Below are 13125 nucleotides of genomic sequence, written 5' to 3'. Positions count from 1 at the left end.
AATGACCGCGTGGGTCCCGCGTGCCACAATGACGCCAGTCCGGGCCGTCAACGCCCCTCTCCCCCTGGATGTCATTCCCGCCATGCGTATCCTGATTGCCGAGGACGACAGCATTCTCGCGGACGGGCTGTCCCGATCGCTGCGCTACGAAGGCTATGCCGTGGACGTCGTCAACGACGGCTCCAGCGCCGATTCCGCCCTGCAATTGCAGACCTTCGATCTCCTGATCCTGGATCTGGGCCTGCCGCGCCTGGACGGCCTGTCCGTGCTGCGCAAGCTGCGCCAGCGCAGCACCCCCCTCCCTGTTCTGATCCTGACGGCCGCCGATTCCATCGAACAGCGCGTCGAAGGCCTGGACCTGGGGGCCGACGACTATATGTCCAAGCCCTTCGCCCTCAGCGAACTGGAAGCCCGCGTGCGCGCCCTGATCCGCCGACACGGCGGGGCACGCGCATCCGTCCTGCGTCACGGACGCCTGGCCTTCGACCTGAACGGGCGCATCGCCACCATCGACGACACGGCCGTCGAACTGTCCGCCCGCGAAACCAGCCTGCTGGAAATCTTCCTGTCGCGCAGCGGCCGCATGATCAGCAAACACCAGTTGGTGGACCTGCTGTGCGAATGGGGCGAAGAAGTCACCACCAACGCCATCGAGGTCTACATCCACCGGCTGCGTAAAAAGATCGAGCCGGCCGATGTCCACATCCTGACCGTGCGCGGCCTGGGGTACTGCCTGGAACCCGACAGCCGCGCCGTACCGGCAGACACGGCGGCCGTCGGCTGACGCGGCCCTGCCATGTTCGCCGATCCGGTACCACACCGGCCCCACCGCCGGCACGCAACGCTGCTGGGCCGCATCCTGCTGTGGATGATCGTGCCGCTGTTCGTCCTGTGGTCGATCGGCATCGTCATCACCTATTTCATTTCCCTGAACATCGCCAACTCGCCCTATGACCGGACGCTGTCGAGCCATCTGCGCCTGCTGCGCCACGAGGTCGAGCAGCAACGCCTGGTCAACGGGGTGACGCTGTCCGAATCGGCCCGCACGGTGCTGGCCGGCGGTGCGGACGAGTCCGCCACCAGTTGGCAGATCCTGGACGCCAACGGCCACCTGCTGGCGGGCGACCCCGCCATCCCCACCCCGGAAAACTGGGGCTACGACATTGACCAGATCCGCTTTCGCAATGCGTCCCAGAATCATCAGTCCATCCGCATGGCCTACGTCTGGGGCGGGCGCGACCAGGACGGCACCGGTTTTCTGACCGTCGTGTCCGAACCGGCCGAGGCGCGCGCGACGCTGCAGCAGGAAATCCTGACCGGCATGCTGACGCCCCAGCTCATCATCCTGCCGCTGGCCGCCATGCTGGCCGGACTGGGGCTGACCCAGGGCCTGGAGCCGCTCAGCCTGCTCCAGGAGCACATGCGGCGGCGCAAACCCAGTGACCTGTCGCCCATCCGCGATGATCTGGCGCCGGCCGAAATCGTGCCGCTGATCGCGTCCATGAACAACGTGCTGCAACGCCTGTCGGACTCCATCGATTCCCAGCGGCGCTTCGTCGCCAACGCCGCCCACCAGTTGAAAACCCCGTTGGCCGGCATCCGCACCCAATGCGAACTGGCGCTGCGCGAACAGGAACCGGAACGTATGCGCGACAGCCTGCAGCAACTGATCACCGGGTCCCGGCGCGCCACCCGGCTGGTGAACCAGTTGCTGCTGCTGGCGCGGGCGGAATCCATCGACCCCACCCAGGCGCGCACCACCGAATTGCTGGACCTGCTGCCCCTGGCCGAGACCTGCACGCTGGCATGGGTCGAGACCGCCCTGCAACGACGCATCGACCTGGGATTCGAATCGCCCGGCGAACCCCTGCCGATTTTCGGCAACGCGGTGATGATCCGCGAACTGCTGAACAACCTGATCGACAACGCGCTGCTCTACACACCCCAGGGCGGCCAGGTCACGGTGCGCGCCCTGCCCGAGGGCGACCGGGTCTGCCTCGAAGTCCAGGACTCCGGCCCAGGCATCCCGCCTGAAGAGCGGACCCGGGTCTTCGACCGGTTCTACCGGATCCTCGGCCACGATGCCGAGGGCAGCGGCCTGGGCCTGGCGATCGTGCGCGAGGTCGCCGAACACCACCACGCCACCATTGCCTTCCTGCCGCCCGGCAACCACCGCGATCCACTCAGCGCCGGCACCCGGCTGCGTGTTTCCTTTCCTCGCGACGATGCGCCCAGGACCCGATCATGAACCGAGCCCGACCCATGCCGCACGATCCCATGGACGAAGCCAACCGTCCCATGACCCACGAGGAACGCCGCGTCATCCTGGCGTCTTCGATGGGCACGGTCTTCGAATGGTATGACTTCTACGTCTATGGTTCGCTGGCGGCCGTCATCGCCCAGCATTTCTTTTCCGGCTTGAATCCCACGGCGGGCTTCATTTTCGCCCTGCTGACCTTCGCGGCCGGCTTCGCCGTGCGGCCTTTCGGCGCCCTGGTGTTCGGCCGGCTGGGCGACATGGTCGGACGCAAGTACGCCTTCGTGGTCTCGATCCTGATCATGGGCCTGTCCACCTTTCTGGTGGGCGTGCTGCCCTCGTCGGCGTCGATCGGCACCGCCGCCCCCACGATCCTGCTGTTGCTGCGCCTGCTGCAGGGCCTGGCGCTGGGAGGCGAATACGGCGGCGCCGCCGTCTACGTGGCCGAACACGCCCCGCAGGGACGGCGCGGCTTTTTCACCAGCTGGATCCAGACCACCGCCACGACCGGCATGTTCCTGTCGCTGGTCGTGGTCCTGGGCACCCGCGCCACGCTGGGCCAGGAGGCCTTCGACGCCTGGGGCTGGCGCGTGCCGTTCCTGATTTCCGTGCTGCTGCTGGTGATCTCGGTCTGGATCCGCCTGCGCCTGCACGAATCACCCGCCTTCACGCGCATGAAAAGCGAAGGCCTGGTCTCGCGCGCCCCCATCAAGGAAGCCTTCGGGCGCTGGCGCAATCTGCGCCTGATCCTGCTGGCCCTGATCGGCCTGACGGCCGGCCAGGCCGTGGTCTGGTACACCGGCCAGTTCTACGCCCTGTACTTCCTGACCGAGACCCTGGGCGTGGACGCCAACATTGCCAACATCCTGGTGGCCCTGGCCCTGCTGCTGGCCTGTCCGTTCTTTCTGGTGTTCGGCGCCCTGTCGGACCGGATCGGCCGCAAGCCCATCATCATGGCCGGCTGCCTGATCGCCGCCCTGACCTACTTCCCCGTCTTCAAGGGCCTGACCCACTACGCCAACCCGGCGCTGGAGCGCGCCCAGAACCAGGCCCCGGTGTACGTCGTATCCGACCCGCAGGACTGCTCGCTGCAGTTCAATCCGGTGGGCATTGCGTCCTTTACCAGCGCCTGCGATCTGCTCAAGACCTTCATGGCGAGCCACTCGGTCCATTACATCAACCAGCCGGCTCCCGAGGGCACCGTCGCCTACGCCCTGGTGGGCGACCAGCGCATCGACGCCTTCGACGGCACATCGCTGCCACGCGCCGACTTCGCCCGCCGCAACGAACAGCTGCAAAACGAGTTGCGCCAGGCGGTGCGCACCCACGGCTACCCCGCCTATGCCGACCCGTCGCAGATCAACTTCACCATGGTGTTGCTGCTGCTGTTCTTCCTGGTGCTGCAGGTCACCATGGTCTACGGGCCGATCGCCGCCATGCTGGTGGAAATGTTTCCCACGCGCATCCGCTACACCTCCATGAGCGTGCCCTATCACATCGGCAACGGCTGGTTCGGCGGCTTTCTGCCCCCGGTGGCCTTCGCCACGGTGGCCACCACCGGCAATATGTACGACGGCCTGTGGTATCCGATCGCGGTGTGCGTGATGACGCTGGTCGTGGGCCTGCTGTTCGTCAAGGAAACCCGGCACAACGATTTGAATGCGCCGTAGGGGCGCGCCGGAGATGCCGGGCGGTGGTCGGGCATGCGCCCTGGCCGTGGTCAGCGATGTCCGCCCTGACTGATCTGTAAGCCGCGCAGCAGCAGATCCAGCGCGGCCATGCCGCGCAGCAGCCGAGCCGGGCCGTCCTCGCCGTCCGCGATCCAGCATGCCGCTTCAGCCAGGCACCCATAGATCAGCGAGGCCAAGGCCTGCGCATCAGCGGCTTCCACGATGCCTTGACGCATGAGCTCGTCGATCAACTTCCGCATGGATTCGACGCAATACCGTTGTGAATCCGGCGACGCGCCGCCCAGCACCGCCCTGGCATCGCGCAGCACGATGCGCTGCATTTCGGGCTCCAGCGCCATCTCCAGATAGGCACGGCAGCGGCGGCAGAAGCCTTCCCAGGCGTCCTCGGCAGTATCAGAGATGGCTTGCAGGCGCAGATCTTTTTCGGCGTCAATCTGCGCCACCACCGCCGCCAGCAATCCCTTCTTGTCGCCGAAATGGTGATAGAGCGCACCACGGGTCAGGCCCACGCGCGCGGTGAGGTCGTCCATCGAAGTGTCGGCATAACCACGCTCGCTGAAGACCTTGCGGGCCGTTGCCAAGAGCGTGGCGCGGGTTTTCTCCGTCTCGGCACGCGTGCGGCGAACCATGCATTTCCCCTTTTACGTACTATCCGTATGTTTATTTACATACACTCCGTATGAATGTATGATTTTATTCATACGAAATGAATGTATTTTCACCGCACCGTGACGCTCTGACAAGCGGGCTCTCGGCAGCATAAGGATTGGAACCATGCCCCCTGCATCGTCCACTGGCGTAGAAACCGCCGCCCGGCATCCCTGGACAGCCGTCGCTGCTATCGGTCTCGCCACGTTTTCCGTCGTAACGACGGAAATGCTCCCGGTCGGTCTGCTGACACCCATCGCCGACGCCTTGGACATCTCCACCGGAACCGCCGGCCTGACGATCTCGCTGTCCGCATTGCTGGCCGCACTGTTCGCACCGCTGGTGGTGCTTGCCGCGGGCGGCATAGACCGGCGCAAGATATTGTGCGGCCTGCTGGCCCTGTTGACGTCCGCCAACCTGGCATCGGCACTGGCACCCAGCCTGGCCTGGATGTTGGCGGCGCGTGTCCTGGTCGGCCTGTGCATGGGCGGCATCTGGGCCATCGCCGGCGGTCTGGCGGCCCGACTGGTGCCGGCGCACGCAATCGGGCTGGCGACATCCATCATCTTCGGCGGTGTGGCAGCCGCATCCGTGCTGGGTGTGCCGTTCGGGGCGCTCATGGGCGACCTGGCTGGATGGCGCTGGGCCTTTGGCAGCATGGCGCTGCTCAGCGCCCTGGTCCTGGCGCTGCACCTGGCCGTCCTGCCTGCGCTACCGGTGACCGGCTCGGTCCGCTTGCATCAGTTCGGAGAGCAGTTCGCCAATCGCCAGGTGCGGTTCGGGCTGCTGCTGACCCTGCTGCTGGTAGCCGGGCACTTCATGGCCTTCACCTTCGTGCGCCCGCTGCTGCTGTCGGTGTCCGGGTTCAAAGCGCAATGGATAGGCGCGCTGCTGTTCGCTTACGGCATTGCGGGTATCGCAGGCAATTTCTTGGCTGGCATTGTCGCCGCACGCCGCACGATGCTGGCCTTAACGGCAATCACGCTGGGCCTGCTGCTGACACCGACGCTGTTCCTGACGATCGGCGACTCCCGGATGGGCGGCGGTGCGGCGCTGCTGGTCTGGGGACTGGCTTACGGCGGGGTATCCGTCGGCCTGATGAGCTGGATGATGAAAGCCGCACCCCGCGCCATCGAAATCGCCACCGCACTGTACGTAGGCGCCTTCAATATCGGCATCGCATCAGGGGCCTGGGCGGGAGGCCTGGCCATGGACGGATTCGGCCCGGCGGGCACACTCTGGCCGGCGGGGGGCTTGGCCGCCGCCGCATGGCTGCTGACCTTGGGCGCCGGCCGCAGTGACCAGAAGACAAGCGCCGCTGCCAAACAGACGGCACCGAAGTGCAGTGGATGCGGTTGAACCGCACGTGCTCATCGCAACCAGCGACGCGCCCATCGCCCGCTAGGCCGCTTCCCGGTCGTAGCCAGAGGGCTCGATCTGCCCCGTGCGGGATTGCTCCAGCCATGCCTGGAACATCAACACGCCCCACAGGTGATACTGCGCATTGCGCCGCCCGGACAGGTGTTCCGCCCAGGTCCGCCGGATCGGCGCCGGATTGAAGAAGCCTTCTTGCCGCAAGCGCGATTCGTCCAGCAGGCTTTCCGCCCAATCGCGCAGCGGGCCGCGCAGCCAGTCGCCGACGGGCACGCTGAAGCCTTTCTTGGGGCGCTCGATCAGGGCGCGCGGCACGTGTTTGTACAGCACCTGCCGCAGGATCCATTTGGCCGTGCCGTCGCGCAGCTTCATGGACTGCGGAATCCGCCAGGCGAACTCCACCACCCGGTGATCCAGGAACGGCACGCGGCCTTCCAGGGACACGCCCATGGCGGCCCGGTCGACCTTGACCAGGATGTCGTCGGGCAGATAGGTGACGGCGTCCAGGGCCATCAGGCGCTGGATGCCGTCCAGACCGTCCAGCGCCAGGGGCCGGCCATTCAGACAGGTCCGGGGTTCGCGCCCGCCGATCACCAGGCCGGCCGGGTCCCAGCGGGAAATCGATTGCAGGTACAGGTCGTCGATACGTTCCGCCGCCAGCTTGCGGGCGCCCTGGTGCAGCTTTTCGCCGGGCGCGGCGCGCAGCGACCCGGGCAGCAGCGGACGCAGCGGCCCGAGCATCGCGTCCCAGGTCTCGGGCGACAGGGTGCGGATGCCGCCGGCCGCCAGCGCCCGCAGGCCGCGCGGCAGGCGCGCGATCCGCTCCCAGTGCCGGCTGTTGCGCACGTAGCGGCCGTAGCCGGCAAACAGCTCGTCACCCGCGTCGCCCGACAGCGAGACCGTGACATGCTGACGCGCCAGTTGCGACACCAGAAAGGTCGGAATCTGCGAAGCGTCGGCAAAGGGTTCGCTGTACAGGTCCGGCAGCCGGGGGATGACGTCCCGCGCCTGTTCGGCGGTGACGTACAGCTCGGTATGCTCGGTGCCCAGGTGGCGGGCGACCGCCAGGGCGTGTTCGGCCTCGTTGTAGCCCGGCTCGTGGAAGCCGATGGAAAACGTCTTGACCGGGCGTGCGGACTGGGCCTGCATCAGCGCCACCACGGTGGATGAATCGATGCCTCCGGACAGGAAGGCGCCCAGCGGCACGTCAGCCAGCATCTGCCGGCGCACGGCGGATTTCAGCAGGTCTTCCAACGCATCCGTGGCCTCCTGGTCGGAGCCGGTGAACGGCGCGCGATTGCCGGACACGGCAACATCGGCCAGCGACCAGTAGGCCTCGACCGACGGTTCGCGCCGATCCAGCGACACCGTCAGCAGGCAGCCTGCCGGCAGCTTGGAAATCCCGCGATAGATGGAGTGCGGCGCCGGGATGTAGTTGTGCCGCATCAGCAGGCACAGAGCATCGCGGTCGACATCCGCCGCGCAGCACGGATGCGTCCGCAGCGCCTTGAGTTCGGAGCCGAACAGGAAGCAGGCCACGTCCCCGGCGCCCTGCCAGCCGTAGTACAAGGGCTTTTCACCCAGGCGGTCCCGCCCCAGGGTCAACACACGCGTCTGCGTGTCCCAGACGGCGAAGGCGAACATGCCGATGCAGCGTTCCACCGTGGCCCGGACGCCCCAGGCCGCGAAGCCCGCCAGCAGCGTCTCGGTGTCCGAGTGGCCGCGCCAGATCGGCGCCCGGCCGGACTGTTCCAGTTCCCGGCGCAGGTCCAGGTGGTTGTAGATTTCGCCATTGAAGACGATCACGTGGCGCCCCGAGGGGCCGGTCATGGGCTGATGCCCCGCCGCTGACAAGTCCAGGATGGACAGGCGCCGATGGGCCAGCCCGACGCCCGAGCCATCGGCCCAGACACCGGCATCGTCCGGCCCGCGCGACACGATCGTGTCGGCCATGCGCGTCAGGACGGCGGCGGCTTTGCCTACCTCACGCCAGTGGTCTCCTGCCAGAAAACCCACTAAACCGCACATCCTGTGTTCCTTGTTTGTCAGTGTCGCCCTCGGCCGGCCCGGAGCGCGTGGTACATTTTACGGCCGCCGCCCCCTAGTGTCCTGTTTGGTTAAGGGCTCTCACCCACCTTGTCCCTGGCAAATCATTTCGCCGGGCTCCGCCATGGATTCACACCCCCTCCACGAAGAACACGACACCGGCTCGTTCGAAAGCCATTTCCGCGACCCTGCGTTCGCGGCCGAGGCGCCGCTCGCCTGGCTGCTGGGACAACGGCTGGAGATCCTGGACGCCTTGCGCGGGCTGCTGTCGGGCGGCCAGGCGACGGCCCGGCTGCGCCTGTGGGTGTTCCTGGAACTGGCCGCCCTGCCCCAGGGCCGGCTGCAGCGCGAAGACCTGAATCAACTGTTTTTCAGCCTGAAACCCGAGGCGCTGGACGCGACGCTCAAGCGGCTGCGCGACCTGGATCTGTTGATCTGGGACGCCACCGCCCAGGACTACCACCTGTCCGCTCTCGCTCAACAACTGCAAGGCATGCTGGCGCCGCTGGCGCGCAGCGCGGGCGAAGACGACGAGATGGCGGCCATGCTGGCCCAGGTGGCCGGCGCCCAGGCGCTGGGCCTGTCCGACGCCGGCCAGATCCAGCATCTGCACGCCCAACTGGCGCGACGCTACGACGAGTTCGCCGATGTGATCGCCAGCGGCTCGGAAGCCCGCCTGCGGGACGCCCAGCCGCGCTTCGAACGCGCCCTGCAATTGGTCGAGCGGGCCGGCGAGGCCCTGACGGCGCTGATCCGCGGCGACCATGACGATCCGCGCCTGGAACACGAGGCGCGCGCCCTGGGTCGCGGACAGGCACGCCTGTTGTCCATGGCCAGCCAGTTCACCCGCGCGCTGCAGCAGGCCGACCGCCGCCGCATCACGCTGGGCAGCACCGGCATCACCAGTTCGGACGTTCGCCAGTGGCTGCAGACGCGCGGCGATCTGCACGAACTGCTGGGCGAGGCCCTGTCGGCCAGTCTCCATCCCGTCTTCGTCAGCGGCCACGAACTGGTCGACGTGGCCGAGGCGGAATTCGACCGCGACCGTCCCGACCCGGAACGCGCCCAAGGCCTGCCGCCCGCCGCGCAGGCCGAGCCCGGCACGCTGGAAGCCTTGCGCATGCCGGAAGAACTGGAGGCCCTGATCGGACAACTGGCCCGCTGGGCCGAGGCCGCGCCGTCCGGTGAACCGCCTGCCGCCCGCCCCGTCACGGACGCGGTGCTGGGCGGCCGCTACGCCCAGGCGGCCTACCGGATGCAACTGCTGCCGCTGCTGGGCGATGCGCAGGCGCGCGCCCTGCGGGGTCTGACGGGCGACCTGGCGCGATCGCCCTGGCACGCCGCGCTGCAGCCGGCACTGCAGCCCGCGCAAGACCCCTACGTCGCCCTCATCAGCGCCGGCACCCTGGAACCCGACTCCCCGGATGAACCCCATGCATGAACCTCTGGACGACGCCGCGCTGCTGATCGCCGAACTGCTGGCCAGCCGCTGGCTGCCCCGGCGGCACCCGCGCGTGCGCCGCGCCCTGATCGACGCCGAGCTGTGGCAAACCGTGCAGGACCGCCTGGCCCTGTCGGGCCTGCGCCTGGTCGACAACATCCACGCCGACCATGTCTGTGTGGCCCTGCTGCGCGGCGCCGAAACCGCGGTCTTCGGCGAGACCGGCCTGAACGCCAACAACAATGTCCGCCTGCCGCGTGACGCGGTCTCGCTGCTGGTGCTGCTGTGGTCCTTGATCGTGCTGCCCAAGCGTGAACGCCAGGCGGCCCGCGCCGCGACGGCGGAAGCCGAAGGCCAGGCGGAAATGTTCACCACCGAGCGCCCGATCCCCAGCGCGGCCAGCGTCAGCCCGGTGGTGTCGTACAAGGCGCTGCTGGCCGATTTCGGCCTGCAACTGGGCCGCAAGACCCGCATGGACGGCAATCTGAAGCGCCTGGAGACCCGGGGTTTCATCGTGCGCAAAGGCGACGACATCGGCGAAGGGCCGCTGCTGGACCTGCTGCTGGACTACGACGCGCTGGCGCCGCGCATCCTGGAAGGCGCGCTGGGCGACGTGCTGACACGTGCGCGGCAAAAGGCGGCAACGGATCCGGCCACGCCGGACCGTGACCCTGACGAATCCGAAGCGGCCACTACGCCGGCCGACACGGCTCCGAACGCAGAGGACGAGGACTGATGTTTCACCTGCAATCCCTGGAACTGCTGCAGTGGGACTACTGCCAGCGCCTGACGCTGCCGCTGGACGGCGCCATCATCACCGTGGCCGGTCCCAATGGGTCCGGCAAGACGACCCTGCTCGACGCCATGCGCACCCTGCTGGGCCTGGACTGCTCGGGCGGGCGCAACTACAAGACCTACGCGCGCCATGCCAACGCCGACACGACCTGGCTGCGCGCCGTGGTGGACAACCGGCCGCACGGCCGCCAGACCTCCAGCCGGCCATTCGCCCGCAACCTGCTGTACGCGGACCAGGTGACGCTGGCCTGCCGCATCGACCGCAACGGCGGCGACTGGCAGCGCCGCTATCTGATGGCCGACGGCGACGTGTCCATCGAAACCCTGACGCAGTCGCCGGACAAGGACTGGCTGGGCATCGAGCACTGGCGCAAACGCCTGGAAGGCGCCGGACTGTCACGGGCCATCGCCCGCGTGCTGGCGCTGGAACAAGGCCAGACCGACCGGCTGTGCGAATACTCGCCCAAGGAACTGCTGCGCCTGGTCTTCGACGTGTTCGGCGACCAGGAAGTGCTGGACCGCTACGAAGAAGCCCGCCGCCACTTGCGCGAACAGGAAGCCGAGGTCGAAGTCGCCGACCGCGAACTGGCCCATGGCCGCGCGCAATTGGCCGAACTGGAAGCCCGCGTCACCCAGTACCGCCAATACCAGATGCGGCTGCGCGAACGCGAAGAACTGGCCACCGAAGTCGTACCGGTGCTGGAATGGCATGAAGACCGGCGCGAGGTGACCCAGCGCCTGAACGAACTGCGCCGCCAGCGCCTGCAGCACGCGGCTCACCTGCGGCAGCGCACGCAGGACCGCGCCCGGCTGCTGGAACTGCTGGAAGCCCGCCAGGCCGCGGAAGCCCGCGTCAGCGTGCTGGAAAAAGACAAGGATCAGGCCCAGGCCGCGCAGCGCCAGGCCCGCGATGCGGAACGCCCCGTCGAAGACCTGGTCAAGCAGGCCGATGAATTGCAGAAACTGGCCGCCATCGAGGGCGATGCGGCCCAGTTGGCCGAACGGGTCCGCGAACTGGAAGCCCGGAAATCCGAACTGGAACGCCGCTGGCACGCCGCCAGCGAACGGCGCACCCAGATCCGCACGGCCCTGGATAGCCTGCAAGGACAGCATCAGGCGCCCATGCCGCCCGAAGTCCAGCGCTTTCAGCGCACCCTGCGCCAGCAGGACATCGCCCATCACCTCATGGCCGATGTCATCGAAATCACCGACGAGTCCTGGCGGGCCGCCGCCGAAGGCGTGCTGCGCGCCGCCCGCTGGGTAGTGGTGCTGCACGATCCCCGGGACGAGGGCCGGGCCATGGCCATGGCCGAAAAGGAACGCTACCGGCACTATCTGGTGGCCGAGGCCGAGCACGCCCCCGCCAAGCCCCCGGCCGACAGCCTGCTGGCCGTGCTGCGCTTTGCCGATACCGCGCCCAACTGGCTGCTGCACCAACTGGCCCAGATCCGCCGCGTCGCCGACACCCAGGCCGGCGCCCGGGCGGGCGGCGAATGGATCACGCCCCAGGCTTATTGGCGCGACCGCCGGGGCGGACGCAGCGTCTGGGTCGATCCGGCGGAACACCAGTTCGGCGCCGCCGCGCTGACCGCGCGCGCCGACGCCCTGCAACGCCAACTGGCGCAACTGGATGAGCAACTGACCGACCTGGCGCAACAGGACCGGACCCTGCGCCGGGAACTCGAGGCCGCGCGCCAGGCGGGCGCGGGCCACCGCGCCGCCGAGACCCTGATCCAGCGCAGCGAAGAATTCGAGCGGGCGCGCCGGCAATGGCCCACCCTGAAACAGGCCCGCATCGAAGCCGGCGAACGCTGGCAATCTCTGGAAGAGGCCCACAAGAACGCCCTCATCGAACAGACGCGCGCCGGCAATCGCTACGACAGCCTGCAGCAGCGCCTGTCCGAGGGCGAGCGCGAGACCGAGCGCACCGTGCGCGAATGGCAGGCGCGGCGCGAGGAACAACGCACCCGGGCGGCGGCATCGCACACACTGAAACGGCGCTTTCCCGCACATTGGATCACGCCCGAGAAACGGCACGCCTTGCTGGAGCACTACCAGAACGCGACCCAGGCCAGACTGCGCGCCGAAACCCTGGACCGTGAACTGGAAGAAGGCCAGTGGGAAACCGACGGCACCGTCGAAGAAAAACAATTCCTGATGCAGAACACGGTCGGCGACCAGGCGGCCCGCCTGGAGACCTGCAAGGCGCGCAACGCGGCGGCGGCCACGGCCGTGGGCAACGCCCGCGAACGCTACATCGACGTGCTGCGCGCCACGGTGCGCCGCTACCGCAAGAACATCACCGACCTGGGCGCCCTGGCCGGCGTCGAAGTCATCGCCGACCTGCCCCACCTGGACAACGACGACAACGTGCTGCGCCAGGCCGAACTGAAGGTCAGCTTCAATTTCGACGGCAAGGGCCGCATCGGCCTGAACGACGGCGAGGCCTCGGGCGGCCAGCAGGTCATCAAGTCCCTGATCCTGCTGGTGGGCCTGCTCAAGGACGACGACATGTCCGGCGGCTTCGTCTTCATCGACGAGCCCTTCGCCCACCTGGACGTGCGCAACATCCAGCTGGTCGGCCATTTCCTGAAATCCACCCGCGCCCAGTACGTGCTGACGACGCCGATCACACACAACGTGGAAGTGTTCGAGCCGGCCGACATCACCCTGGTCACGTCCAAGAAGCCGCGCGATGCGCGCTGGGCGCCGCCCATCGGCGTGCTGCAGCGGCGGGCGGAAGCGGCGGTCTGAGGATCGAGCAGGGGCGCTGTCCATTCGGCGCCTCTGCAATCCGGGCGGCGCATCCGAAATCCGCCGCCTGATCCCCGCATCGCCCGGCCCTGTTCCTCGCTACACTGGCGGCTGGTCCA

At 67.9% G+C, this 13125-nt stretch carries 9 protein-coding genes; 7 read left to right on the top strand and 2 right to left on the bottom strand.

From position 1 onward, the window contains the following. Positions 1-82 precede the first annotated feature (82 nt). The 3 genes from ACFO0J_RS16395 to ACFO0J_RS16385 are packed head-to-tail and all read left to right on the top strand — an operon-like array spanning position 83 to position 3927. Positions 83-784 (top strand): response regulator, encoded by a 702-nt coding sequence (locus ACFO0J_RS16395; RefSeq protein ID WP_376814131.1) that lies wholly within the window; start codon positions 83-85, stop codon positions 782-784. 12 nt (positions 785-796) lie between these two features. Continuing rightward, positions 797-2248, top strand: coding sequence for a sensor histidine kinase (locus ACFO0J_RS16390; RefSeq protein WP_376814130.1), 1452 nt, complete (start codon positions 797-799; stop codon positions 2246-2248). Between the two features lie 50 nt (positions 2249-2298). Beyond that, positions 2299-3927 carry an MFS transporter gene (locus tag ACFO0J_RS16385; RefSeq protein ID WP_376814185.1) on the top strand — a complete coding sequence of 543 codons (1629 nt, stop codon included), beginning with the start codon at positions 2299-2301 and terminating at the stop codon, positions 3925-3927. A gap of 50 nt (positions 3928-3977) precedes the next feature. On the opposite strand, the gene ACFO0J_RS16380 is transcribed toward ACFO0J_RS16385, so the two are convergent. Continuing rightward, positions 3978-4577 carry a TetR/AcrR family transcriptional regulator gene (locus ACFO0J_RS16380; protein ID WP_376814129.1) on the bottom strand — a complete coding sequence of 200 codons (600 nt, stop codon included), beginning with the start codon at positions 4575-4577 and terminating at the stop codon, positions 3978-3980. 145 nt (positions 4578-4722) lie between these two features. Here ACFO0J_RS16380 and ACFO0J_RS16375 point away from each other — a divergent pair, with 145 nt between their 5' ends. Continuing rightward, on the top strand, positions 4723-5955 hold the full coding sequence (locus ACFO0J_RS16375; protein WP_376814128.1) for an MFS transporter: 1233 nt from the start codon (positions 4723-4725) through the stop codon (positions 5953-5955). A 42-nt stretch (positions 5956-5997) separates the two neighbouring features. Here ACFO0J_RS16375 and asnB read toward each other — a convergent pair whose 3' ends face one another. After that, positions 5998-7998 carry an asparagine synthase (glutamine-hydrolyzing) gene (gene asnB / locus ACFO0J_RS16370; RefSeq protein ID WP_376814127.1) on the bottom strand — a complete coding sequence of 667 codons (2001 nt, stop codon included), beginning with the start codon at positions 7996-7998 and terminating at the stop codon, positions 5998-6000. A gap of 142 nt (positions 7999-8140) precedes the next feature. Here asnB and ACFO0J_RS16365 point away from each other — a divergent pair, with 142 nt between their 5' ends. From ACFO0J_RS16365 to ACFO0J_RS16355, 3 genes are read left to right on the top strand one after another with little or no spacing between them, the layout of a single operon-like run. Then, positions 8141-9457, top strand: coding sequence for a hypothetical protein (locus ACFO0J_RS16365; protein WP_376814126.1), 1317 nt, complete (start codon positions 8141-8143; stop codon positions 9455-9457). Further along, positions 9450-10193: a hypothetical protein gene (locus tag ACFO0J_RS16360; protein ID WP_376814125.1), complete on the top strand. Its 744-nt coding sequence runs from the start codon at positions 9450-9452 to the stop codon at positions 10191-10193. Before ACFO0J_RS16365 ends, ACFO0J_RS16360 begins: the two co-directional genes overlap by 8 nt. Beyond that, positions 10193-13006, top strand: a complete 2814-nt coding sequence (locus ACFO0J_RS16355; protein WP_376814124.1) for an ATP-binding protein — start codon at positions 10193-10195, stop codon at positions 13004-13006. The genes ACFO0J_RS16360 and ACFO0J_RS16355 overlap by 1 nt, the downstream gene beginning before the upstream one ends. The last annotated feature ends 119 nt before the right edge of the window (positions 13007-13125 follow it).

Source organism: Castellaniella hirudinis (assembly GCF_042651965.1).
GTDB classification, from domain to species: Bacteria; Pseudomonadota; Gammaproteobacteria; order Burkholderiales; family Burkholderiaceae_B; genus Castellaniella; species Castellaniella hirudinis.
Note: the sequence above shows the minus strand (reverse complement) of the source record. Positions and strands in the feature narration are given on the sequence as shown.